Source organism: Allobosea vaviloviae (assembly GCF_001298265.1).
Lineage (GTDB): Bacteria > Pseudomonadota > Alphaproteobacteria > Rhizobiales > Beijerinckiaceae > Allobosea > Allobosea vaviloviae_B.
This window is the reverse complement of record NZ_LGSZ01000008.1, coordinates 1-24,268: the sequence shown is the minus strand read 5'-3', so window position 1 is coordinate 24,268 and position 24,268 is coordinate 1. Positions and strand designations below refer to the sequence as shown.

The following is a 24,268-nucleotide window of genomic DNA, read 5'->3' as shown; positions in this document are numbered from 1 at the left end:
GAACGAGCCCACGACACCATGACAAACCACCGCGAAGGGCCAGTGCCCATACTGGCCAATAAGCACCATTCTGAAGCATCCGCCTTCCAGCCCGGCAACCTACTGCGCGAAGCGCGCCGCCAGAAGGGCCTCGCCTTGCGCGACGTGCCAGCGATCTGCGTGCTCGATCCCGATGGCGATCTCGTGCGCCGGTTGAGGAAGGACGGCCGCGCCACGGCCGATCCCGACTGGGCCTGCTACCACAGCGAACTGGACCGCTTTGTCGAAGGCGATCTCGAATTCGGGATCGTCGGCTGCGTCGTCGGCGCTTCTTACGCCGTGCTGGTCGCGGAGCAGCTTTTCGCCTCAGGCTGCCAACTCCTGATCAGCATGACCTCGGCCGGGCAGTTGCGCGCCCTGCAGCCGCCGCCTTATTTCATTCTGATCGAACGGGCGCTACGCGACGAGGGCACGAGCTACCACTATCTGCCGCCAACGGAATTCAGCCAGCTCGACGCGGACATCATTGCCGCCCTCGAAGGCGCCTTCGAGGGCTTGCGCGAGCCGGTGCTGCGCGGCGCGACCTGGACGACCGACGCACCCTTCAGAGAAACAGAACGCGCCATCGCCGCCATGACCGCGCAGGGCCTGCTTGCGGTCGAGATGGAGGCAGCCGCGCTCTATGCCTTCGCGCAGGCTCGCGGCAAGCGCGTCGTCTGCTTCGCCCATGTCACCAACCAGATGGGCCGGGAAGGCGATTTTGAGAAGGGCGAGGCCGACGGCACTGTCGATGCCCTGGCCGTAATCGTTGCATCCGCGCGGCGGCTGCGCTGACGCGGCTATGCCGCCCGCCCCATCACGATCGTGGTGCAGGCGCTCTCGAGTTTGGGCAGTTCGCGCGTAGCTGCCATCCGAAGTTTCATGACGCGTGCATCGCCGCGGATCACCGGGCAATAAGGGTCAGGCTGGTCGAGCGCCTTGTGCAGGCGACGCCGGCCGGCGCAGCCGCCGCCGCAGGTGTCGAGATGGCTGCAATCGCCGCACGCCTCCGGCACCGAACGGGCTGCGGCGAACGGGGCCGTACCGGTGATCTCCGAACCGAGATCGAGCAGAACGTCGAGCGGCGCGCCCTGTCCCGGCCAATAAACGCAGGGCTGTACGGTGGCGCGCGGGGTCACCCGCACGGTCGCCACCCCGCAGCCGCCCAAACGCGGCGGCATGCCCGCCATGGCGCGCACCAGCGGCTCGCCGATGGCGATGACGTCGGTGCGGGCAAACAGCGTCTCGAAACCCTGCCAGTACTCCTCATAGCTCATGGCGTAGATGTCGGAGCGCACCGATTGGTAGACGTTGAGGCGAAGCGGCGCGTCATAGGCCCGCGCGATCTCGGCGATCTCGGCGAGCCTGTCGAAATTCGCCTTCATCATCACCGCGATGAAGGTGACGGGCACGCCAAGCCTTCGGCAGCGCGCCGCCTGTTCATGGAGCAGGGCCCAGTTGCCCTCGCCGCGCTGGGCGTCCTGCTCGGCCTGCGTCGGGTAGTCGAGCGAGAATTCGACATCCTTGAAGGCCAAGAGCTGTTCGTCGTCCAGCACAGCGATCGAATAGCCGTTCGAGGTGATCGTCAGCTTGATCGGCTGATCCCTCAGATAGGCCAGCATGGGCGCGAATTCCGGATGCATGCCGTTCTCGCCGGTGCCGAGATTGACCGAGCGCACCGACAGGCTGCCCAGGGCCGAGCGGACATGGTCGAGCGAGAGCCGGTCGACGCGGGTGGGATCGCGGTAGCAGAACGAGCAGGCGAGATTGCACTCGTTGGTCAGCCCGAGACCGAGCGCGAAGCTTGGCGGTGCAGGCATTGCAGCCTCGCCCGATCGTGAAACCTCACCGAACATTCTGGTCCAATCCCGTGTTAGCGTTGACGGATCGTATCGCCGGGCAATGCAATCCTCATGACGCTCGCAACCGACTTCCAACCAGACCAGCAGCCTGCCCGATGGGACAATCACGTTGGCGTGTATGAGGCGGTGTTCGAGCCGCTGAGCCTCGCCTTTGCCCGTCATGCGCTCGATCGCCTGGATCTTCGCGTCGGTGATCGCCTGATTGACATCGGAGCAGGCACCGGCGGCGTCGCCTTGCTGGCCGCGGCGCGTGGCGCCGACGTCCTGGCGACCGACGCGTCTCCCGGCATGGCCGCAAGGATCGTAGCGCGGGCCTCCGCCATGCTGCGCGCCCGGGGCCGCGTCCTCGCGGCGATCATGAACGGGATGGCGCTCGAGGTTCCAGCCGACAGCTTCGACGCGGCGATCTCCACATTCGGCGTGATCCTGTTTCCCGACGCCGCAGCCGGAATGCGCGAGATGGCGCGGGTGCTGAAGCCCGGCGGCAGGGCGGCGGTCCTTACCTGGACGAGGCCCGAGCGCTACGAACTCGCGGTTCGTCTGCTCGACGCGATCGCGCAGGTGCACGGCCCGTTGCCGCCGCCTGCTTCGTTGCCGGCGCAGTTGCGCTTCAAGGAGCCAGAGGATTTTCGCGCCCTGCTGACCGCGTCCGGCCTGGCGGTCGAGGAGATTGTCGCGATCGAGGAGAGCTGGACCTTGCCCTCGGCGCGCTGGATCGCGGACAACATCGCTTTCGCGCCCGGGATGGCGGCGATGACGGACGGGCTGGGCAGCGATCGCGACTCCGTCATGCGCCTCTTCGTCGAGACGCTCGAGCGTGACCGGGGCACCGGCGCGGTGGTTCTGACGGCTGTCGCGCATCTCGGCATCGCCCGCAAACCGGCTGAATCGGCCGGCGGCGATGACGAACGCGTCACGAAAGGGTGATGACGAGTTGTCGCTCTTTGCGTGCATCGTCGCAGCATCGGGCGCTAGGATTTCTCGCTTGGCCATGTGACGGGGGCATCGCACCATGAGACGTTTTCTCGGCATCGTGACGGGTCTTGTGGTTGGATTTGCCGGCGCGGCCGCCGCCCAGGACAAGCCGCCCTTCGTCTTCACCGCGATCCCCGATCAGGACGAGACAAGGCTGGTCCAGCGCTTTACCAAGGTCGCCGACTATCTGCAGGGCAAGCTCGGCGTGCCGGTAAAATATCTGCCGGTGAAGAGCTATCCCGCGGCCGTGACCGCGTTCAGCAATAATCAGGTTCAGCTTGCCTGGTTCGGCGGCTTCACCGGCGTCCAGGCCCGCAAGCAGGTGCCGGGTTCCGACGCGATCGCGCAGGGCGCCGAGGACGTCGCCTTCAAATCCTATATCATCGCCAATGTCTCAACCGGGCTGAAAGCGTCGAAGGAGTTTCCCAAGGGCATCGCCGGCAAGACCTTCTCGTTTGGCGCACGCGCCTCGACCTCGGGCCGGTTGATGCCGGAGCATTTCATTCGCGAGGCGTTCTCCGGCCGCATGCCCGAGGAGGTGTTTTCCCGCGTCGGCTTCTCGGGCGACCACAGCCGTACCATCCAAGTCGTGCAGTCGGGCGCCTATGAGGTCGGCGTGCTCGACTACACGGTCTGGGATACCGAGAAGAAAGCCGGTAAGATCGACGAGACGAAAGTCCAGGTGCTCTGGGAGACGCCGACCTTCCCCGACTATCAGTGGACGGTTCGCGGCGACGTCGATGCTGTTCACGGCGCGGGCTTCAAGGCCAAGCTCGTCGCCGCCCTGCTGGCGATCGACGATCCGGCGATCCTCACCCAGTTCGCCCGCAGCAAGTTCATCCCGGCCAAGAATTCCGACTATACGCCGATCGAGGAGGTCGCCAAGGCGGCCAACCTCCTGAACTGATGGCCGCGATGTGTCGGCCTTGATCACGCTCAACGGGGAGTCCGCCGGCTATGGCGGGCGCCCTGTTCTCCACGACATCGACCTGACCATCGCGGCGGGCGAGCGAATCGCCGTCATGGGCCGCTCGGGCGCCGGCAAATCGACCCTGTTGAACCTGCTCCATGAGCGCCTAGCCGACCGGACCGCGTTGATCCCGCAGGCGGCCGCGCTGGTGAAGACCCTGTCGGTCTTCCACAATGTCTATATGGGCCGGCTCGATCGCCATTCGACCTGGCGCAACCTGCGCAATTTGGTCCGTCCTGCGGCCTGCGACGTCGGCGCGGTCGGCCAGGCGCTGGCGCAGGTCGATCTCGCCGACAAGCTGTTTGCGCCCGCAGGCTCGCTCTCGGGCGGCCAGCAGCAGCGCGCCTCAGTGGCGCGCGCGCTGTTCAACGGCCGGCCGGTCGTCATCGGCGACGAGCCGGTTTCGGCGCTCGACCGCGTACAGGCGGCCCATATCCTGCAACAAATCTGCGCCGGGCACGACACCGCGATCCTGGCTCTGCACGACATTCCCCTCGCGCTCGCCCACACCGACCGCATCGTGGTGATCGACGCCGGCCGCATCGTCCTCGACGCGCCCTCGCGCGAGCTGAGTGGGGCCGATCTCATTCCCTACTACGGCGGCTGAGACCAATGCTCGCTCGCGCCACGGTCTTGCCGAAATTCGGCTACGTCTCCGCCAGCGGCGCCTTCCTGCTGGCGGCGCTGCTGGGCATCCTCGTCGCCGACATCGCGGTGAGCGCGCTCGACCCCTGGGCCGAGATGCGCCGGCTGCTCGACGGGCTGATCCGGCCCGATCTGGTCTCGATCGAACTGCGCAGCGTGGTCTGGACCGTGGCTTTCGCGGTGCTCGGCGTCAGCCTGGGGGCGACCGGCGGTTTCCTGCTGGCGTTGGGCTTTTCGCGGGTGCGCGCCATCCGGGTTCTCAGCGCTTTCCTGCGCTCGGTCCACGAACTCTTCTGGGCGCTGCTGATCATCCAGTTCGCCGGCATCTCGCCGCTGACCGGCATCCTCGCCATCGCGATCCCCTATGCCGGCATCTTTGCGAAAGTCTTTTCCGAAATGATCGAGGAGGCGGATCTCGCCGCCGAGCGCGTGCTGCCGCAAGGCGCGTCGATCGTCTCGACCTTCGCCTATGTCCGCATCCCCGAGCTTGCGCCGCAATTCTGGACCTACACGCTCTACCGGCTCGAATGCGGCATGCGATCGACGCTGGTGCTCGGCTTTATCGGCTTGCCGACGATCGGCTTCCACCTCGATTCCTTCTTCAAGCAGGGCCATTATCCCCAGGCTGCCGCCTTGCTCTTCGCCTTCTACCTGCTGATCGGCACGCGCCGGCTCTGGGCGCGCCCCGCGACGCTGCCCCTGCTGATCGTCGTCAGCCTGCTCGTCCTGCCGGAGGCCTATTCAGGTGGCTCGATCCTCGGCAATTTCCTGCGCTTCGCCAGCCAGATCGTGCCCGCACCGTTGCGCGGAGCCGATCTGCTCGCGCTTGCGACCTGGTCGAACCTGACATCATGGTTCAGTCCGATCCTGACCCGGCAGATCGTGCCCGGCATCGTCCAGACGCTTGTGCTCTCGCAGATCGCGCTGGTCGCCACCGGGCTGCTGGCGCTTGGCCTGTTCCCGCTGATCTGCCGGCGCTTTGCCGGCCCTGTCGGGCGGCCGCTTGGCCGCGTCGCGCTGGTCATCGTGCGCTCGACGCCGGAATACATGCTGGTCTATGTGCTGCTGCAACTGCTCGGGCCCTCGATGCTGCCGGCGATCATCGCTTTGTCGCTGCATAATGGCGGTATCATCGCCTATCTGATGGGCCGCCACGCCGACGAACTCATCTATCGGCCCGATGCGCCGAAGGGCCTGAACCTGTATTGCTACGAGACGGTGCCGCGGCTCTACGGCCAGTTCCTCGCCTATATGCTCTATCGCTGGGAGATCATCATCCGCGAGAGCGCGATCTTCGGCATACTGGGCGTGGCGACGCTGGGGTACTACATCGACGGCGCCATCTCCGAGATCAGGCTCGACGTGGCGCTGGTGTTGATCCTGGCCACTGCAGTGCTCTCGATGGCGGTCGACAAGCTCTCGCGGGTGTTACGCAAGCGGTTGCGCGTCGAGGCGATGCCGACGCGGCTGTCCGAGGCCCCGGTCGGAAGTGGCTCTGATCAGGCGAGGCTCGCATGCATACGCTGAACCATCCCGTGCTCAAGGACGTAGTGCTGGTCGGGGCCGGCCACGCCCATGTCGCGGTGCTGCGCATGTTCGGCATGGACCCGATCCCGGGTGTGCGGCTGACGCTCCTGACACGCGAGGTCCACACGCCCTATTCGGGCATGCTGCCGGGCCTCGTCGCCGGGCTCTACGGCTTCGACGATGCCCATATCGACACCGGCCCGCTGTCGCGCTTTGCCGGCGCGAGGCTGTTCCAAGACGACGTGACCGGGCTCGATCTGGATAACCGCAAGGTCATCTGCGCCAACCGCCCGCCGGTCCCCTACGACATCCTCTCGCTGAACATCGGCTCGACGCCCAACACCGCCGATATCCCAGGCGCGGCCGAGCATGCGATCCCGGTCAAGCCAATCGACGGATTTTTGCAGCAGTTCGACGCGCTCAGGCAGCGTGTGCTCGACCGCAAGGGCAGAACCCGGATCGCGCTTGTCGGCGGCGGGGCCGGCGGCGTCGAGTTGCTGCTCTCGGTCGAACGCCGCCTGCGCCGCGAAGTGGCCGCAGCCGGCTTCGATCCCTCGGGATTGAGCTTCACATTGGCGTCCGACGGCGACGACATCCTGCCGATCTTCTCCGAGCGCTTCCGCGACGGTTTTCGGCGCATACTGGCCGCGCGCGGCGTCACTGTGCTCGCCGGCGCGCGGGTCGCGAGCGTCGAGGCCGGCCGTCTCGTTCTGGCGGGGCGCGAGTCTGTCGATGCCGACGAGATCCTCTGGACGACGCAGGCGCGGCCGGCGCCCTGGCTGGCGACGACAGGACTGCCGATCGACGAGCGCGGCTTTCTCGTCGTCGACGAGACGCTGCGGGTGAAGGGACGCGACGACATCTTCGCGGCGGGTGACACCATCGCCTTCCGCGAGCGCAACCTGCCGAAATCGGGCGTCTACGCGGTCCGCGCCGGGCCGCCTCTGGCGAAGAACATCCGTCGCGCCCTGACCGGCGAGGCCCTGAAGCCATTCCGCCCGCAGAAGCAGGCGATGTATCTGGTTTCGACTGGCGAGCGCTACGCCTTTGGCGAGCGCAACGGGCTGGTCTTCGAGGGGGCCTGGGTCTGGCGCTGGAAGGACTGGATCGACCGGCGCTTCATGCGAAAGTTCAACCAGCCGCCGGAGATGCCCAGCGCCGAGTCAGCGCCAGCTTCGATTCTCGCCGACAAGGCGGCGATCCGGGAGATCTCGGCGATCGCGATGCGTTGCGGCGGCTGCGGCGCGAAAGTCGGCGCGACCGTGCTGTCGCGGGCGCTCGGCCGGCTCGAACCCGTACGGCGCGATGATGTGCTGATCGGCCTCGACGCGCCTGACGACGCAGCCGTGGTCGATGTCGGCGGGCAAAACCTCGCCGTGCACAGCGTCGATTACTTCCGCGCAATCGTCGATGACCCCTATCTGTTCGGCAAGATCGCCGCCAACCACGCGCTCGGCGACATTTTCGCGATGGGCGCCGAACCGCAATCGGCGCTCGCCATCGCCACGATCCCCTATGGGCTCGAGGCCAAGGTCGAGGCCGACCTGTCGATGCTGATGGCCGGAGCCAACGAGGTTCTGCGCGACGCGAATTGCGCCCTTGTCGGCGGCCACACCAGCGAGGGCGCGGAACTGGCTTTCGGCCTTTCGGTCAACGGCCTGCTGGCTCGACCTGCCCTGCTGCGCAAGGGCGGGCTGGAGCCGGGCGATATGCTGATCATCACCAAGGCGATCGGCACCGGCACGCTGCTTGCCGCCGACATGCGCGGCAAGGCTAAGGCGCGCTGGGTGATGGGCGCGATCGCCCACATGACGCAGTCCAACCGCATCGGGGCCGCCATCCTGCGCGAGCACGGCGCCCATGCGGCGACCGACGTCACCGGCTTTGGACTGCTCGGCCACCTCGTCGAGATGCTGAAGGCGAGCGAGGCCGACGCCGAACTGGTCCTGCCGCGCGTGCCACTGCTCGACGGCGTCGTCGAGACGATGGCGCTGGGCATCTTCTCCTCGCTGCAGCCGCAGAATGTCCGCCTGCGCCGCGCCATCGCCAATCTCGACTCCGCCTCGAAGCATCCGCTCTACGCTGCGCTGTTCGACCCCCAGACCGCCGGCGGCCTGCTCGCCTCCGTGCCGGCGGGCAAGGCCGACGCGGCGATCGGTGCGCTGCATGAAGCGGGCTACGGCCGGGCCACGATCATCGGAGCGGTACGCGAACGCTCAGGAGCGCTCGAACCACTGACTATCGTTCTGGACGAGACCATGCCGGCGTCGTCGACGCTTGAAACCTCCCTCGCCAACACCGCCACAGGAGCGCAGCATGCGCACGAACCCGCTCTATGACACCTGGCTGTTCCTGATCGGCGATACGCCCGATCATGCCGGCAGCGGCGTCGGCTATCTGATCGTGGCGCTGTTCTGGGCTCTCTTCATCGCGTCCTGCCTGATCGCCTGGAAGGCCTGGCGCGACGACCCGGCGCAGCGCACATCGACGCATCTGGCGACGTGGTTCATGCGCCTCATGATCGGCTGCATGTGGTTCCAGGGCTCGCTCTGGAAGCTGCCTTTGCCGATCTCGGGCGGGTTTCGCTACTGGACCACGGAAATCACCACCAATGCCGGCTTCGAGATCCATAAATGGATCGCGACCAACATCTTCCTGCCGATGCTCTGGCTGCTCAACCCGCTGGTCTACCTGACCGAGCTTTCAATGGCGGTCGCCTTCATGCTCGGCTTCATGGTCCGGCCACTGGCGGCGGTCGGCATGCTGTTCGTGGTGCAGCTCTGGCTCGGGCTTTACATGCACCCGATGGAATGGCCGTGGCTCTACATCTTCCTGATCTTCGTGCAGGGCTTCTTCATCCTGCACCACGCCGGCCACAGCCTCGGCCTCGACGGCATGATCGCGAAGTCCTCGACGGGACCGCTCAAGGGCGACGGGGCGCTGGCCCGGCTCTACCGGCGGTTCGCCTAACCGCGCCAGCGATCCGGATGAAAGTGCGAAGCAGAACCCAGGCGACCCTGGCCGAGACGATCAGGTCGCCGGAGACTTTCGAAGCGCCGCCACGGCGGCGGCGCTGGCCGACCGGAAGCTCGACGATGCGCAAGCCGGAGGCTGCGACGCGCATCTGCATTTCGAGGTTCCAGCCAAAGCTCTCCTCGCACATGCCGAGCCCGTCCAGAGCGGTCCGCGAGATCGCGCGAAAGGGCGACATGTCGGTGAAGCGGACGCCGTAGCGCAGCCGGATCAGCATCCCGGCGAGTCGGCCGGCGACGATCTGCGAGACGTTGAGACTGCCCTGTTCGCGCGCGCCCCGCAGACGCGAGCCGAGTACGAAATCAACCTCATTCGCCAGCACCGGGCCTGCGACAGCGGCGATCCTGCCGGGATCGTCGCTGCCATCGCCATCGAAGAACAGGACGACGGCGCAGTCGGGCCCGAGCGCTGCAAGGCCGGTCATCATGGCACGGCCATATCCGCGACGCGGCTCGACGATGACGTCGGCGCCCGCGGCGTGGGCGGCTTCGGCCGTGGCATCGCGCGAGCCGCCATCGACGACGACGACGCGGCCGACGCCCTGGGCGAGAACGCCGCGCACGACCTCGCCGATCGCCTCGGCCTCGTCGAGGCAGGGGATGATCGCGGTGACGGCGGCGAGCGAGGCCGGACCCTTCAGAGGCTCCACCTCAGCCCGCAACTGCTGCAGCATTTCGGCGGCGCCCCAGACTGCAGCGTCTCGCGGAAATCCTGATAGGCCGGCCCGTTCCAGATCTCGCGCAGGGTCTGCTGCGTGGCGTCGCCGAGCGTGTAGTTCTCGTAGCCCCGCTGCGAGAACGGCGCGATGCAACATGGGATCGCGCGGCCATTGGCGGTGAAATACATCACCGTCCAGGGGCGGTGGCAGAGCGACCACGGCGTCTTGTCGTCGGCGCGCTTCAGGCTGCCTTCCGGCTCCGTGGCGCCCGACGCGCTGAAGGTCATGCCGAGCGATGCGGCAAGCGCGGTCGCCTCCGCCAGAACTCGCGATTCATGCGCCGTCATCGACTCGAACAGGGCCTGGTCGGGCCGCGCCAGCCCGATCGCGTCCTCCTCGAAAAAGACCAGCCGTTGCAGGTGCACCTCCTTCACGCCGATATCGGAGGCGACGCCGACGAAGGCAGGCAACTGGTCGAGCGTCTCTTTCAGCCCGGTGAGCCAGAGCGAAACCTTCGGCAGGGCGAGTTGTTCGCGTTGCTGCATTTCGGTGAAGGCGCGCACGTTCCTGACGATCCGGTTGAAGTAATCCTTGCCCCGGACCTCGATGAATGTTTTGGCATCGGCGGCGTCGAGCGAGACGCGCAGTTCGTCGAGGCCGGTATCGACCAGTTCGCGGCCCTTTTTCGCGTTCAGCAGGGTGCCGTTGGTGTTGAACAGCACATAGGCGCCGCGATCCTTGAGATAGCGGATCATGCGCGGCAGATCCTTGACCAGCATCGGCTCGCCGATGCCGTGCAGCACGACGCGCGCGATGTCGGGGATCTGATCGACGATCGCGGTGAACAGCTCCCAGCTCATGTCGGCGGCGGGTTCGAGCGTCTCATAGGTGCGCGGACAGGTCGTGCAGAGCAGATTGCAGCGGTTCGTCGTCTCCAGATAAAGGCAGACCGGCGGACGCTCCGCCCGCGCAGAGAGCTGCGCCGGCGCGGCCTCGTGATAGCGATCAGGGTCGATGCTCACGCGGGGCGGCAGGGTGTCGAGGCTCATTTCGGCGCGTCTCCGTCAAAAGCTCGCTTGCGCCAGCGAGACGCAATCCAGAGCGAAGAGACTAAGCACAACAACGTCGTGCCGTAGAGCAGGTTCTGGCGCATCGCCAGCGTCATCACGCGATCGTCAGGGATGACGTCGTAGAGCAGGAAGGCGAGCGTGGTCATGGCCCAGAAGGCCGGCTGCCGCGTCAGCGCCAGGAACGGCGCGAGCGCTAGGAAATACCACGGAAAATTCGGCGACAGCAGCAGCAGAAAGGTGAAGATCAGCCAGGCTGCGCCGGCGAGCGCGCGTTCAGGGCTGCGGTCGCGCCGGAACGAAGCCGCCAGCGCCATTCCGCCCAGCGCGGCGAGCGCGATGACGAGATAGATAGCGGTCCCGCCGGGAATTGGTCCCGTCAGATTCTGCAGAACGCCGAGCAGCCAGTAGCGCTCCCCCGAGGCCAGCCCCTCCTCGGTCACATAGCCAGGCCAGAACCCGAATATCCCGAAGCCGACGCCAAGATAGGGCAAGGTCGTCACGATGGCGGTCGCCATGACCACGGCCGGCAGCCGCCAGTCCCAGGGCCGCCACAGCGCCGGCAGGACGACGAGCGCGATCGGCTTGACCATCGCCGCGAAGGCGACGAGCACGCCGGCCAGGAGCGGACGTGCGGCGAGCGCCGCCCAGAGACCCAGCACGATGAAGGCCACCATCGCCGCATCGATATGGCCGTTGGCGGCGATCTCCCAGACCGGCAGCGGATGCCAGGCGTAGGCGACGGCTGCGGCCGGCGGGCGGCCGAGCCGCTTCAGAATCGCCATCAGCGCGACGATGGTGACGCCGTCGAAGGCGACGAGGCCGGCCTTCATCACGATCAGGCTATCGCCCAGGCGGGTGATCAGGAAGAAGATGAGCTGTGCGCCGGGAGGATAAAGCGTCACCGCGTAATCGGCGCGGTTGATATGCGGATAGATCGCCTCGTCGCGCAGAAAAGCGAGATCGGGCGCGGCCGGCACGAAGCGGTAGGGGTTGATCCCGTTCGCCTGGACCCGACCGTCCCAGACATAGCGGAATACGTCTGACGAGAAGTAATTATCCGCGCCGAGCATCGTCAGGCGGAGCAGAGCGGCGACCACCAGCACGATGACGAGGGCGTCGCGACGACCATCACTCCCGCACAGGAACGCCGCGCGTGCCGCGCCCACGGCGCACAGGATGACCAGCGGAAAGAAAGCTGCGCTGCCGATCTCCTGATGGACGAATTGCCCCGAAAGGGTCAACGCCAGCACGCCGGCCCCGAGCAGCGCAAGTTCCGTCGTCCCAGAGATCGCGCCGCCCGGCGTCATCCGCCTCATGCGCAGCGCGGATCGCGGTGATCGACGACCTGCTCCCGCTCGGCGAAGAAGGCGCGCGTCGCCTCCGCCGGACCGCCCTGCGACCCAGCCTCCGCAAAGGGCGGACGTTTGCCGGCGAGTTCGCCAAGCAGCATTCCGTAGCTGTCGGCGTCGTCGACATCATACCAGGGCGCCAGTTCATGGACCGGCAATCCGATCTCGTCCGCCCGTTGCCGCGTCGCGTGCAGGACGCCGGCCGTGCTCCAGGGAATGTCGGAAAACAGCGCCGCATGTGGTGTCTTGAGGCCGATCAGGTAGTAGCCGCCATCGATCGCCGGGCCGAGCACCACGCGATCTCCCGCGATACGCAGGGCGGCGATGGCGGCCTCCAGCAGAGACGACGGCAGCGTCGGGCTGTCGGCGTTGACGAGAACCACGCCATCATGCCCGAGTGACAGAAGATGCTCAGTCGCACCCAGCAGCACCACACCGAGCGTCGCGTCGCGCCGGCAGATCATCCCGAAATCAGCGGGAATGTGCCGCGCCAGTTCGGCCTCCGAACCTTCTGGCGCGAACACCGCATAGCCGCGACGGCCGACCGCGACCGGGATCGCCTCGATGGCGCTCGAGATGTCGCGCAGGAAGCAGGATGCGAGGGCCGCGGCATCGTCGGCGCCGAGCCGCGGAATCAGGCGGGTCTTGCTGTGACCAGAGCGCGGCGTCTTGCAGATGATACCGATGGCGATCGTGGGTCGCATGCGTGTCCGATATCTTTCCGGTGTTTGAACAAGCTCTTGTCCGCAAGCCAGATCACCTCGGCTTGATCGATCGGGTCAAGGCACGCCTGCGTGATCCAAGCTGTCAAGGTACGGCGCTCCTATCTCGAGGCTGCGGGAACCGCGGGTTTGGCCCAACCCGTGGCGGTTAACATCGGCTCCTATCTAAAATTGTCGTGTGGTTGACCAAAGAAGTGTCGCAAAGAGAAACACAACCATTCCTACGACTACCCCTCCGATACCGATCCACACCTCCCGCCTCCGCCGCGCGTGACGACCCAGCACCTCGCCAACGATCCCCGCGAGATGCATCCGCTCACGTTTCATTGCATCTGCCTCGTCCCGCATTGCGCGCGCGGCATCGCCGAATACTTCGGCCCCAGCGCGCCCGATCGCCCGACCATGCTGCTGCGGCGTCATCTTCAAGGCCGGATGGTCCTGGATCGCGACGATGCGCGCCTCGACCTGGGTCAGCACCTTCACGACGGCGCCGAGCGTCGGCGTGTAGTCGGTCACCCGCGTCGCGCTCTCGACGATCGCCGGCAAAGACTCGACGGCCTGACGCAAGCTCGCAACCTCCGCCTGAAGCGCCACAAAGGCCTGCGCCGCATCATCCTCCCCCGGCTCGTCCTGATCGCTCATCGTCACGCTCACCGCTCCATGCCCTTGTCGCGCTCGCGAACGTGTTTCTCGGCATCGGGCTCGCGCGCTGCATCAATTCGCCCCGGCTTGCCTGCACTAGGCTCCACGCCGCGCTCCGCCGCGTCACGCTCAACCTGCCGCTGCCGCTCGCGATCCATCCCCGCGACGAGCTGCGCAGCTCGCGCTGGCCCGCTCAGCTCCGCCATGGCGCGCTGGCTCAGGCTCTCATGCTTGAGCACGGCGGCCATCTCCTGCGTCGATCCCGGCCGGGCCTTGTCCATGGCCACCCCGGCCGTCCGCAGCGCCAGCTTCTGGTGCTCGAGCACCGGCAGATCGGCGGCACGCATGCGAGCGGCGTCCTGATAGGCTTTCGCATACCCCTCGACCGCCGCCAGAAGCTGCACGCGGGCCGCGGCAGAGCCTGACGCAGGCACAGCCGGGCTGCTCTCGCTGCCCTTCCGCTCGGACGCCCCGCCATCGTGCCCCTGAGGCTCTACGCGCCCTCCTCCGAGTTTAAGCCCCGCAAACATGCTGCGTTTGGCCGCCGGCGTCTCCGCGCCAGTGTCAGCGCGATCAGCACCCTCCCGGTCGGCGCCAAGCCCCTGCGCCTGACCGCGATCACCACCACGCCGATCGGCAGCTCGGCCCTCGGCCCCAGAATCCCGCGCAAGATCTCCGCGCTGTTTTTCGCCACCATCCCGTTGATGCGCTTGCCCGTCACCGTCGCGCTCGACCTCGATCTCGCTCTTCACCCCAAACCGCTCGGCGATCCCCCGCCGCTCGGCAAACCCCTGCGCATAATCGAGCGTGGTTTCCTTCGACCCGTCGCGGCCAAGCCGTGCTGCCAGGGCTTCCATCCCGCTCTTGAACTCGTCCCGGCTGGCATAGAGCGTCGCCTGATCGCGATGACGCGTCATCGACACATAGGTGAGATGACGGTCCATCGTCCCCGACGCCATGACGAAGGATCGATCCACGGTCGCGCCTTGGGTTTTATGGATCGTGGTTGCGTAGCCGTGATCGAACGCGGCATAAGAGTTCGTCGAGAGCAACACCGTGCGCGGTCCTCCCAAGGTGCGCGCGGGTCCGTCGAGCCGGGCCGTGATGCGGTCGGGCTCGACGGACGACACGGTCCCGAGCATCCCGTTCTTCACGCCGAGCTCGCGATTGTTCTCCAGGAACACGATGCGATCGCCGGGCGCGAAGGACCGCTTACCGTGATTGGTCTCGAACACGTGCTCGCGGCCAAGCCGACCCTGCTCCCCCTCCCCGCGCGCGAGCTCGCCGGCCTCCTGCCGTGCTGCGCGGATATCGGCATTGAGCGCCCGCACATCGACCCGCCGATGCGCCATCGCGACGCGCGAACCCTCGGGCCGCTCGGCAGCGTCTGCCATGTAGTCGGCGACGATCGCCGCCCGCGCCGCGTCGCGCGTCTCGCTGAACCGAACCCCGCCACGCTCGGCATAAGCCGAAAGCCCCTCGCCCGTCCTGTGCCGGGCAAAATCGCCGGACGCCTCGCGCTGCCAATCCTCGCGCTGGCGGCGGATGTCCTGCAGCTCGGCAAACCCGACCCGCTCCGCGATCGCACGGAACGGCGCGCCGGCCCCGATCGCCTGCAACTGCTCCTGATCCCCGACCATGACGAGTTTCGCGCCCGTGCGCTCGGCCTCGGCGACGAAGCGCGCGAGCTGGCGCGACCCGACCATGCCGGCCTCATCGATCACCATGACGTCCTTGGGACCCAGCTCGCCGCGCCCGGCCTTCCAGCCATGCTCCCACGACGCCAGCGTCCGCGACCCGATGCCCGACGCCTCCTCCAACCCCTCGGCCGCCTTGCCCGACAACGCCGCGCCATGGACCGCATAGCCCTGACGCTCCCAGGCATCCCGCGCCGCCGCCAGCATGGTGCTCTTGCCGGCGCCTGCCAATCCGACGACGACCGCGATCTGCTCGCCGCCGGTGACATGCTCGACAGCCCGGCGCTGCTCGCCGCTCAGACCCGCAGAATCAATCGCAACATCCCGATCGGATTCCGACAAAGCCCCCCGGGCCACTTGGCCCGCCGTATCGGCCGCAACCCCACGCCGGATCGCACCGTCCTGCACAGCCAGAGCCGCCTCGACATGAGCGCCATCGACCCCATGCGAACGCGCCTCGCTCATCCGCATAGCCCCATCCGCCATGCCGCGCTCGAGCGCCACCATCTCCTTGGTCGAGTAGCGCGCCAGCGTGATCTCGCCATTCTGATCGACCCGCTCTGCCTGAAGCTCGACCAGGGCGTCTGACGCCATCACCTTGGCGAACGCCGCCTGGAACGCCTCCGGCCGGTCGATCGAGCGATGCAGCGCCCTTGCCATATCATGCCGATCGAACACGCTCCTCTCGCCCGTGATCAGCGTCAGAACCTGCTCCGGCTTCTCCGCGATCAGATCGGCATTGCGCCGCGCCGCATCCCCGTCGAGCCGGGTCCGCGACACCTCGACCCCTCTCCGCTCCGTCTGGGTGGCAAACACCCCCATATGCTCGGTCGGCTCGATCTCCAGTCCGCGCTCCTGATGCGAGCGATGATCGATCCGGACATCCAGACCCGCGGCGGCAAGCCGCTCATTGGCGACCTGCTCCCAGGACTGGCGGATCTCGCGCATCTGCATCGACGACGTCGGCAGCCCCTGTGACAGAAGCCACTTGTTCTCCCGCTCGATCGAGGTCTTGTCCAAAAACCCTTCCGATCCGACAGCCCGGACCGTCATCAGCAAATGGGCGTGATGGTTGCGCACATCGGTCTCGCCATGCGGCGAATGGATCGCGACGTCGACCGCCGTCCCATAGCGATCGGCCAGACCCTGCGCGAAGGTTCTAGTCGCCTCCAGCCGCTCTTCCGCGTTCAGCTCATGCGGCAAGGCGATCTCGAACTCCCGCGCAACGCGAGCATCTTTCCGCCCCTCGGCCGCCTCGGCGGCATTCCACAATGTCGCCCGATCTTTCGCCCATTCAGCATCCGATCCGCCCGGCAACACGATCTCGGAATGCTCCACCCCGCCGCGCCGGGTAAAATCATGCGTGACGCCATCGCGCTCGTTGGTCAGCCGTTCTCCGGCGCGATACGCCGCAGCCGCGACAGCGCTGCGGCCAGAGCCACGGCTGATCGGCTTCATGCTGAGATGGTAGATCGCCAATGCGCGGATTCCAGTTCTACGAACACGATATCAGGCGCTGAGTTGTGCAACAACTCGTAAGTGCGCACTTAAAGCATCATCCGCTACGCTCCAGACGCTTCTCGCGGTCAGCCTGCGGCACGCTTTGTGCTAGGACAATCTGCGACGAGATCGGCATGTCGGGTCGTTCGGTCCTGCCTCGAACCGTTCCAATGTTCGCTGCCGGGTTGGCTCGCCGCATTGTCGCCGTTAGAATCGGGCGCTCACTCTGATGGAGACACGCCGATGGCGAGACGATCGATCGAGGAGCGGCTGGCCCAGCTCGACGCCCAGCGCAAAACCCTGCAGGCACGGCTCGGCCGGCAGGAGCGCGCCAACGACACACGCCGAAAAGTGCTGCTCGGTGCGCTGGTGCTGCAGCGGCTCGAGACCAGCAAGGACGCCGAGTTCGTCGATCGGCTTCGCGCATGGCTCAAGCGTGAGCTGCCGGCCTTCCTCACCCGCGACGGTGACCGGACGCTCTTCCCCGATCTGATCGAGCTGTCGGTGACCGAGAAGGCAGCCGTTGCGTCTCAAGGTGCCGCCGATCCGGTCGCTATGGGTGAGCGTGCCTGATGGTGGCCAAAGTCGCGTTCGTGAACATGATGCGCGCCGCCTGGCGCGATCCCTTGTGGGCCCTCGGCTGCGCCGTCTTTGGACCGCTCGCCGCGATCCACTACGTCGCCAAGGTTGGGGCGATCGCGGGCATCGCCACGCTCGTCCTGCTCTTCACTGTGCATCTCGCCATGGACGCGATCGGCATGGCCCGGACCTGGCTCCATCTCGCCGGCAATCTGCTCGCCTGCCTGCTCGGGCTGATGACGCTGGCGCGCTTCGTGATGAAGCCCATGGTCGAGCATTTCGGGACGGTCGATGACGACGCCACCCATGGCTCGGCCCGCTTCGCCAACGATAACGAGGTGTCGTCGCTGACGCGCGGCAGATCGGGGCTGCTGATCGGGCGCGATCCCGTGACCGGGAAGCTGATGCGCTATGACGGCCCGGCCCATCTCCTGACCATGGCGCCGACCCGCACCGGCAAGGGCGTCGGCACGATCATCCCCAACCTCCTCACCGCCGATCGCTCCGTCATCTGCATCGACCCCAAGGGGGAGAATGCAAGGGTCACAGCGCGAGCCCGGGACCGCTTCGGCAAGGTCCACGTCCTGGATCCCTTCGGCGTCACCGGCATTTCCTCCGCCGCCTTCAATCCGCTGCAGCATCTCGATCCCGACGACATCGATGTCGCCGAGGAAGCAGCCACGCTCGCCGATGCGCTCGTGTTCGACGCGCCAGGCGAAGCCGGCGAGGCGCATTGGAATGAGGAAGCCAAAGCGCTGATCGGCGGCGTCATCTTGTCGATCGCTGCTGATGAACCGCGCGAGCGGCGCAACCTTGCGACGCTCCGCGAATGCCTCACGCTCGCGCCGGAATCGTTCACCGCCCTGCTGAAGCGCATGCAGGCCTCGACCGCGGCCGGCGGCCTGGTCGCGCGCGCGGCAAACCGCCATCTCGGCAAATCCGATCGCGAGGCCGCCGGCGTGCTCTCCGCCGCGCAGCGCCATACCCACTTCCTCGACTCGCCGCGCATGACGGCGGTGCTGGAGAGGAGCAACTTTTCCTTCGCCGATCTGAAGCGGCGAACAGCGACCGTGTTTCTGGTTCTGCCGCCCGATCGGCTCGCAACCTATTCGCGCTGGCTGCGCCTCATGGTCACCCGCAGCCTGTCAGACATGGCGCGCGCGCCCTCCCCTGCCCCGGCGGGGTCACAAGCCGCGCCGACTGAGCCGGTTCTGTACTTGCTCGACGAGTTCGCCGCGCTTGGCAACCTCGCGCCCGTCGAGCGCGCCATGGGGCTCATGGCGGGCTATGGCGTCCAGCTCTGGCCCATCCTCCAGGACGTCCATCAGCTCCGCGCCACCTACGGTCGCCGGGCCGGCACCTTCCTGTCGAACGCCGGCGTCCTCCAGGTCTTTGGCGTCAATGATCACGACAGCGCCCGACTCGTTTCCGACCTGACCGGCCAGGAGACCGTCGTCTTCCAGACCATGAGCCGCGCGCTCGATTCCGAGAAATCCGGCATCTCCTATGGCGAGCAGCACGTCGCCCGCCCGCTCATGACGCCCGACGAGGTCCGCAACATGCACCCCACAGCCCAGTTGCTGTTCATCGCAAACCAGCGACCCATCATCGCCGGCAAGCTGCGCTACTTCGTCGATGGCGAGTTCGAAGGCCTGTTCGACCATGCCTGACACGCGAAAGCCCCGCGAGGGCGAGCACTCTATCCTGGCGCAGATCCTCGCCATCCGCCTGCAGCAGCTCGAGGCGCAAAGCCCCGATGTCGAGAGCTTCATCGCAAAACTCGGCCTCGGCCGGGGGACTTACTTCGACCTTCTGCGCGGACAGGGGAACCCGACGCTGCGGACGATCGAAAGGGTCGCCGCGCGGCTCGATCAGTCTCTGTTTGAGCTGGTCGGCTTGACGGACGCGGACCTTCGGCACGCGACGAAGCGCGTCGGGATCGATTATGATGAGCTGCGGGGTGCGCTGGCGGAGAGGAAGTTCGCCGACACCAGGATTGCGGCGGCGATGACGCCCAGGAAGTGATCGGACCCGGCGCCAGCGCCGGGAACACCTGCATGCGGCCCTCCGGCTCCCTACGGCGCTATGGCAAAGCGCGTTCGCCTCCGGGCCGGCGCGGCAAAAGCCGCGAAAACTGATATCTCTCTGAACAACAACGACAAAACTCGCGACGCCCAAGCTAGGTAGGCCTTTGCTTGGTCCGTGAAGGGCTTCATCGGCTACGACGACGGTGAGCTGATCTCAGATCTTCGCCTTGGCCCGCCGGACAACGACGCCGGCCTTCCGGCCGAGGCCGATGGATTTCGCCAGAGCGGACCGCGATTCCGCGTAGTTCGGCGCGACCATGGGATAGTCGGCCGGCAGATTCCATTTCATCCGGTACTGATCCGGCGTCATGTCGTAGCTCGTGCTCAGATGGCGCTTGAGCGTCTTGAATGCCCTGCCGTCCTCCAGGCAGATGATCGCATCGGGCGTCACTGATTTGCGGATCGGCACCGCCGGGACCAGCGGCTCGGCTGCGACAGGCGCCGGTGGCCCTCTGAGCCCGGCGAGTGCCGCATGGGTGCTCGCGATCACGCCAGGCAGATCGCCGGTCTGCACATTATTACGCGACACATAGGCCGACACGATCGACGCGGTTAGGGCGATCAGCTCATCGTTCTGGTCGGACATGGGGATTCCCTACGGTAAAGCGCGGCTGTCTTCCAACCACTGGCGCGGGCTCAGCGATTATGATTCCACGGATTGATGGTATCCAATCCCATCGGGGCGAAATCCACCACGTTGCGCGTCACGAGCGTCATGCCATGAACGATCGCGCAGGCGCCTATGAAGGCGTCGCGCTCGGGCCGTGGATCGGGCGCGTGAAGGCGCGCGCAAGCGAGTGCCACGGCCCGGTCGATCAGCACGGTCCGATCCAAAAACTCCGGCAAGACATGGTTGTCCATCCAGGTGCGCAGCCGCGCGCCCTGCGCAACGTCGCAACGCTCGATCAGCAGAATCCCAAGTTCCAGTTCCATCAGGGTGACGGCCGACACATAGAAGGTCGCGGCATCAACCGCCGACAACCAGGCCACGACTTGGCGATCGGCCTTCCCGTCTCCTGCTTTGCGCAATTCCGAAATGACGTTGGTATCAAGCAGAAACATCAGGAGAAATCGGCCGGTCGCGGCAAGGTCCGCATCGCCGGGATCTCCAGATCGATATCCGACAGGCCAGGCATAGCCAACGCCTCGACTATGTTGCGCCGCGCGCCTGCCAGCCGCTGATAGGCCTCGTAGCTCAGCAACACCTGGGTCGGACGGCCCCGATTGGTGATGACGACCGGACCCGTCCGCGCCGCCTTCTGCGCCTCGCTCGCGTTCTGCTGGAACGAACGGCTCGAAACAGTCGTGATCGACATGGCGCACACTCCCCAAATTCAATGTTTATACATTAGAACAAAGCTGACGACGCAGCAATATGGCTTCGCAAATCGACCGCTATTGAACGGCGGGACGCAGCGATCATGATCGATATATCGAACGAACGCATGCGCAGGATGCATGCCTTCACCCCAAGAACTCGAAAAAGCTCGACCGAAATGACCTGGCTTTCTCGAAAAGCCAATTGCGACGGTGCCGTTTGCTCAGGTGGAGCAGAACTGAGCCTGAAGTCGGCCGCGAGGCGGCGCAGATCGCCATTAGGCGACGGCCGTAGGCCGCCCGTAGGGTTTTTGCGCCGTCTCCGTTTGCGGTCGTCCGCTTATAGAAGAAGCCGATCTGTATAGATCGGTGCCCGTGGGGCCTAATTTTCTAGACCCTATCTTTCGCGAGGATTTGCTGCCCATCGACTGCGCGAGAAATGGCAACGTGCCCTCTTCCCGCTCGGCGTTGATCGCGTGGCGACGGACCTTGCCGCCGATGATGAGCCAGGCGTTCCAAGCCTGCGAGATGATCCGGATCACGGAGGGCAGATGCGGACGCCCTGCCCTCTTCCGAAACTGCGTGCTGATCAAAAACAGCCGCTCGGCGATCCGGATGGCGTTGCGCGCCAGCGCGATGCAGACGCCGGCGCGCGCCGCGATCTCCCCGATCGTGAGCGCACACGTCCCGCGCCGGCTCTCGACCTCGTCGGCGATGATCCGCATCACCGCGAGCTGGCCAGTCGTGAACTTCGCTGCGATCTGCGGCGGCAGCGGACCCGAGGCTGCCAGCCGACGCCGGCGCGCGATCGAGCGCTGACGGTCGGGCGACTTCGGCCGACGCTTGGGCGGGAAGATGCTATTGCGCCCCTCCAGCGCCCGCTCGAGCGCGACAGTAGGCGCACGCACCGCGACGCGGTCCTGCCCCCTCACCTCGCGCTTGCGCGCCTCGATCGCCTCGCTGAGCGCCTGTGCCTGTTCCTCCGTCAGCGCATCCGCGCCAAAAGCGCTCCACAGATCACGCGCGATCTCGTCCAGGCGCGACAGCGTGCGCACCTCTCCGATCACCCTCGACATCTCGACTGCGAACATGGCCCGGTCCTTCAAGGCTGGGCCGCGTCGAACCTCCCTCCAAGCTCATCCCGTGCAGGCACAAGTCAGCGATCGGATCCCATCCCCCTCACCTGCGCGAAGAGCATAGAAATCCGTTCGCAAACCAAATGGTTTGCGTTGACAGAACGATTCGGCTGTGGGAGATTCGAAACCGTCCTACCGGCGGCTCCCACAGTCGTCACAAACGGCCAGGTGTTTCAGCACCGGGCCGTTTCGCTTTTCAGGGATCAGCGCGGCATTGGATTGCTGTCCTGAGATAGAAACGCGCACTCGATCGCGTATTCCATCGCGGCGCGACGCGATTTGAACCGGCCATCGGAAATCGCTTTGTCGATCGCGTCGCGGACGCGTTCGTGAACGAAAACCGTTGTCTCGTAGAATCCGGCCTCACGCTGTCGTTTTCTGACAACAGCCATGCTGACAGTGGATGCCTTACGAAATGCAGCCGACACCAAATCACCTCACCCCACTAGTGAAGGGTGCGTGAGTCGCGTGATTCTGGCAACCTGTCAAAAGCGTCAGGTTGACGGACGACGCGAAGCCTCGTCGTCGGCGCGATCCAGTAGCCGCTCAATGCCCTCCCAATACGAAAGCCGCTCCAAGTCGCAGAACCGTACGAAACGGTTATAGACCGGCACTGGGCATTTCACATTGAGCTGCGCGCTCGGCCCCACCTCGCGTCGACGTCTGATGATTTTCTCATGTCCAGATTCGCGGCTGTGGAAACCGTGCGCGTCTCCAACGCGATCAATTTCAGAAAGCGCTGCAGTCGGCGGGAAGCCTGCATCTGGCTTCACCTCTGCAATTTTGGCTGCAACCCGGTTGGCTGCCGAAAAGCCGAAAGGATCTTTGCTCATCACGCGGCTTCCTTAGCACTGGTGACGATGGAAATGAGCTCGAAGGCGAGCTTCAGCGCATTTTCCTTTGCAGCTTCTAGCCCGTTAACATTGGCCGGATCGAGCTCGTCGAGCGTGACCTTATCGACAAACATTGCTTTATAGGCAGATCGCTCATGAAGGTGCGTTTTTAGAGACGGTATTCCCGCTTCCCCAAGTGAATTGATAATCTTCCGATCGATCTTTGTTGCAATTGCTGCGCTTGTTCGTGTGAAAACGAGGCGGAACGGTATTTTTCGTTCGATGAGCTCTTCTTCCTCTCGAATGAGACCAACTGCCCTGCCTGCCTGCCTCGCATCGACTGCGCTTCCCTGGAGGGGAATTAAAACTAGAGATGCTCTTGCTATAGCTCTCGATACAAGTCGACTGGCAGTCCCTTCTAAGTCAACGATTACAAACTGACGAATTTTCGATTGCTCCTGAATCACCGATATCACCGAGCTTTCTGTGACATCTCCGATTACATGTGCCGTCGATTTTGAGGGCCCAGCGCTCCAATCGACGATTGGGCGATTAGGGTCACAGTCGATCATTGCGACTGTCGCTCCTTGCGAGGCCAACGTGGTTCCGAGGACGAGGGACATTGTGCTTTTCCCTGCGCCGCCCTTCGGGTTTGCGACAACGATCACGGGCATGAGTTCCTCCAACGAATGGGCCACAAAAATCACAAAGCTACTAATACAAAGTAAAGCTACCATAGAGTAGCTGGGGTAGCTACCCTACCACAACTACCATAGCTAGCCCAGCTACCGTACGCATCTCACTGTGAACAGGAGAGCCAGTTCTTGCCGTCCGGATCGCTCGGACTGTGCGACGGCTCGGCCTTCAAGCCGCGCGCGATCGCCGTGGCGGCGTCCTTGGAAACTGCGACAGCGCTGGAGGATCGAAACCATCGACGGTCATGGCTTGATCCCATGCAATCCGAAGAAACGATAGAGCGCCTGGCTGACGGCCATCATGTTCTCGGTGCTGAGCTGGCCGAACACTGGGCCAACCTTGGTCCGTGGCAGCGCAATGCCTCTGTCGATCATCACCTGCGAGGGCTTGAGCAAGCCGTTCTGCGGCGTCGGCTCGATCATGATGCGAAACAACGGCCAGTCGTTCAATTCGCCGGTCAGACGAAGAACCGTCACGGCGCTCAATTCCGCAAACGCGTCATCCTGAACCACCAGCGCTGGGCGGGGCTTGCCGTAGTCGCCGCTGACGGCGATCGTCACCAAATCGCCCCGTTTCATGCCTTCCACTCATCGGCGAAATCATCCGCATCGAGCAGGGCTTCCATGTCTTGCAGCGACTGCGCCTCGTCGCTCTGCGGATCGCGAGCACGATCCGCCGCGGCGCGGGACTGTCGCCGCGCCTCGACCTCGAACGCCTTGCGGTTGCTGCGCTCGACATAGGCGCGCATGAATTCGCGAAGGACCTGGGAGGCCGGCTTGTCCTCGGATTCCGTCGCGTGGGTGAAGGCCACCTTCAACGCCGGGTCAATCCGGAAGTTGAAGCTGTCGGCCTTGAGCTGCTGACTGATGCGCGGCATGACGATTTCCTGTGCTGCGTTTTGCACCTATAATGTATGTGCAAGTTCTCGATTGCGCAACCTTGCGGTCAAGCC

General features: G+C 65.4%; 26 protein-coding genes. 10 read left to right on the top strand and 16 right to left on the bottom strand.

The genetic code is table 11. The annotated features are described in order from the left end of the window. Positions 1-18: 18 nt before the first annotated feature. On the top strand, positions 19-813 hold the full coding sequence (locus AE618_RS00415; RefSeq protein WP_054207088.1) for a nucleoside phosphorylase: 795 nt from the start codon (positions 19-21) through the stop codon (positions 811-813). 5 nt (positions 814-818) lie between these two features. Here AE618_RS00415 and AE618_RS00410 read toward each other — a convergent pair whose 3' ends face one another. Next, on the bottom strand, positions 819-1,838 hold the full coding sequence (locus AE618_RS00410; RefSeq protein WP_248310697.1) for a radical SAM protein: 1,020 nt from the start codon (positions 1,836-1,838) through the stop codon (positions 819-821). Positions 1,839-1,931: 93 nt separating this feature from the next. Between AE618_RS00410 and AE618_RS00405 the strand changes: the two genes are divergently transcribed. The 6 genes from AE618_RS00405 (at position 1,932) to AE618_RS00380 (ending at position 8,967) form a co-directional block, all read left to right on the top strand. Then, positions 1,932-2,807 (top strand): class I SAM-dependent methyltransferase, encoded by an 876-nt coding sequence (locus tag AE618_RS00405; RefSeq protein ID WP_082364883.1) that lies wholly within the window; start codon positions 1,932-1,934, stop codon positions 2,805-2,807. Between the two features lie 85 nt (positions 2,808-2,892). Then, positions 2,893-3,762, top strand: coding sequence for a putative selenate ABC transporter substrate-binding protein (locus AE618_RS00400; protein WP_054207085.1), 870 nt, complete (start codon positions 2,893-2,895; stop codon positions 3,760-3,762). 10 nt (positions 3,763-3,772) lie between these two features. Further along, positions 3,773-4,432, top strand: a complete 660-nt coding sequence (locus tag AE618_RS00395; protein ID WP_054207084.1) for an ATP-binding cassette domain-containing protein — start codon at positions 3,773-3,775, stop codon at positions 4,430-4,432. Between the two features lie 5 nt (positions 4,433-4,437). Next, positions 4,438-5,997: a PhnE/PtxC family ABC transporter permease gene (locus tag AE618_RS00390; RefSeq protein WP_054207083.1), complete on the top strand. Its 1,560-nt coding sequence runs from the start codon at positions 4,438-4,440 to the stop codon at positions 5,995-5,997. Then, complete coding sequence (gene selD / locus AE618_RS00385; RefSeq protein WP_082364882.1) at positions 5,985-8,336, top strand: selenide, water dikinase SelD; 2,352 nt, start codon at positions 5,985-5,987, stop codon at positions 8,334-8,336. Before AE618_RS00390 ends, selD begins: the two co-directional genes overlap by 13 nt. Next, a complete protein-coding gene (locus AE618_RS00380; RefSeq protein ID WP_054207082.1) occupies positions 8,314-8,967 on the top strand; it encodes a hypothetical protein in 654 nt (217 codons plus the stop codon). The genes selD and AE618_RS00380 overlap by 23 nt, the downstream gene beginning before the upstream one ends. Here the strand turns inward: AE618_RS00380 and AE618_RS00375 are convergent. The 6 genes from AE618_RS00375 to traA form a co-directional block, all read right to left on the bottom strand. Continuing rightward, positions 8,921-9,679: a glycosyltransferase family 2 protein gene (locus AE618_RS00375; RefSeq protein WP_248310696.1), complete on the bottom strand. Its 759-nt coding sequence runs from the start codon at positions 9,677-9,679 to the stop codon at positions 8,921-8,923. The two genes, AE618_RS00380 and AE618_RS00375, sit on opposite strands and share 47 nt — an antisense overlap. After that, a complete protein-coding gene (locus AE618_RS00370; RefSeq protein WP_054207081.1) occupies positions 9,667-10,737 on the bottom strand; it encodes a radical SAM/SPASM domain-containing protein in 1,071 nt (356 codons plus the stop codon). The genes AE618_RS00375 and AE618_RS00370 overlap by 13 nt, the downstream gene beginning before the upstream one ends. Next, positions 10,734-12,074, bottom strand: coding sequence for a glycosyltransferase 87 family protein (locus AE618_RS00365; protein WP_082364881.1), 1,341 nt, complete (start codon positions 12,072-12,074; stop codon positions 10,734-10,736). Before AE618_RS00365 ends, AE618_RS00370 begins: the two co-directional genes overlap by 4 nt. Then, positions 12,071-12,811 (bottom strand): TIGR04282 family arsenosugar biosynthesis glycosyltransferase, encoded by a 741-nt coding sequence (locus tag AE618_RS00360; RefSeq protein ID WP_054207079.1) that lies wholly within the window; start codon positions 12,809-12,811, stop codon positions 12,071-12,073. The genes AE618_RS00365 and AE618_RS00360 overlap by 4 nt, the downstream gene beginning before the upstream one ends. Before the next feature lie 183 nt (positions 12,812-12,994). After that, positions 12,995-13,471, bottom strand: a complete 477-nt coding sequence (locus AE618_RS27115; RefSeq protein ID WP_156330027.1) for a DUF6118 family protein — start codon at positions 13,469-13,471, stop codon at positions 12,995-12,997. Positions 13,472-13,479: 8 nt separating this feature from the next. Further along, positions 13,480-16,647: a Ti-type conjugative transfer relaxase TraA gene (traA, locus tag AE618_RS00350; protein ID WP_054207078.1), complete on the bottom strand. Its 3,168-nt coding sequence runs from the start codon at positions 16,645-16,647 to the stop codon at positions 13,480-13,482. A gap of 264 nt (positions 16,648-16,911) precedes the next feature. Here traA and AE618_RS00345 point away from each other — a divergent pair, with 264 nt between their 5' ends. Genes AE618_RS00345 through AE618_RS00335 form a run of 3 tightly spaced genes read left to right on the top strand, consistent with a single transcriptional unit; the run spans position 16,912 to position 19,272 of the window. Further along, positions 16,912-17,241, top strand: coding sequence for a hypothetical protein (locus AE618_RS00345; protein ID WP_054207077.1), 330 nt, complete (start codon positions 16,912-16,914; stop codon positions 17,239-17,241). Next, on the top strand, positions 17,241-18,917 hold the full coding sequence (locus AE618_RS00340) for a type IV secretory system conjugative DNA transfer family protein (protein ID WP_054207076.1): 1,677 nt from the start codon (positions 17,241-17,243) through the stop codon (positions 18,915-18,917). The genes AE618_RS00345 and AE618_RS00340 overlap by 1 nt, the downstream gene beginning before the upstream one ends. Beyond that, the gene (locus AE618_RS00335; protein ID WP_054207075.1) at positions 18,910-19,272 is read left to right on the top strand and encodes an XRE family transcriptional regulator; all 363 of its coding nucleotides are present in this window, start codon (positions 18,910-18,912) and stop codon (positions 19,270-19,272) included. Before AE618_RS00340 ends, AE618_RS00335 begins: the two co-directional genes overlap by 8 nt. A gap of 216 nt (positions 19,273-19,488) precedes the next feature. Here the strand turns inward: AE618_RS00335 and AE618_RS00330 are convergent, their stop codons facing one another. From AE618_RS00330 to AE618_RS00300, 9 genes are all read right to left on the bottom strand, one after another. Beyond that, positions 19,489-19,920, bottom strand: a complete 432-nt coding sequence (locus AE618_RS00330; protein ID WP_054207074.1) for a MucR family transcriptional regulator — start codon at positions 19,918-19,920, stop codon at positions 19,489-19,491. A gap of 50 nt (positions 19,921-19,970) precedes the next feature. After that, the gene (locus AE618_RS00325; RefSeq protein WP_054207096.1) at positions 19,971-20,399 is read right to left on the bottom strand and encodes a type II toxin-antitoxin system VapC family toxin; all 429 of its coding nucleotides are present in this window, start codon (positions 20,397-20,399) and stop codon (positions 19,971-19,973) included. Continuing rightward, positions 20,396-20,650 (bottom strand): type II toxin-antitoxin system Phd/YefM family antitoxin, encoded by a 255-nt coding sequence (locus AE618_RS00320; protein ID WP_054207073.1) that lies wholly within the window; start codon positions 20,648-20,650, stop codon positions 20,396-20,398. The genes AE618_RS00325 and AE618_RS00320 overlap by 4 nt, the downstream gene beginning before the upstream one ends. A 279-nt stretch (positions 20,651-20,929) precedes the next feature. After that, positions 20,930-21,742, bottom strand: a complete 813-nt coding sequence (locus tag AE618_RS00315) for a hypothetical protein (RefSeq protein WP_054207072.1) — start codon at positions 21,740-21,742, stop codon at positions 20,930-20,932. Between the two features lie 248 nt (positions 21,743-21,990). Continuing rightward, positions 21,991-22,179: a hypothetical protein gene (locus AE618_RS27715; RefSeq protein ID WP_067989406.1), complete on the bottom strand. Its 189-nt coding sequence runs from the start codon at positions 22,177-22,179 to the stop codon at positions 21,991-21,993. A 102-nt stretch (positions 22,180-22,281) separates the two neighbouring features. After that, positions 22,282-22,620: a hypothetical protein gene (locus tag AE618_RS27710; protein WP_156330026.1), complete on the bottom strand. Its 339-nt coding sequence runs from the start codon at positions 22,618-22,620 to the stop codon at positions 22,282-22,284. Then, positions 22,620-23,294 (bottom strand): ParA family protein, encoded by a 675-nt coding sequence (locus tag AE618_RS00310; protein ID WP_054207071.1) that lies wholly within the window; start codon positions 23,292-23,294, stop codon positions 22,620-22,622. Before AE618_RS00310 ends, AE618_RS27710 begins: the two co-directional genes overlap by 1 nt. 264 nt (positions 23,295-23,558) lie before the next feature. Then, positions 23,559-23,894 carry a type II toxin-antitoxin system PemK/MazF family toxin gene (locus AE618_RS00305; RefSeq protein ID WP_054207070.1) on the bottom strand — a complete coding sequence of 112 codons (336 nt, stop codon included), beginning with the start codon at positions 23,892-23,894 and terminating at the stop codon, positions 23,559-23,561. Continuing rightward, complete coding sequence (locus tag AE618_RS00300; RefSeq protein ID WP_054207069.1) at positions 23,891-24,193, bottom strand: hypothetical protein; 303 nt, start codon at positions 24,191-24,193, stop codon at positions 23,891-23,893. Before AE618_RS00300 ends, AE618_RS00305 begins: the two co-directional genes overlap by 4 nt. Positions 24,194-24,268: the final 75 nt, after the last annotated feature.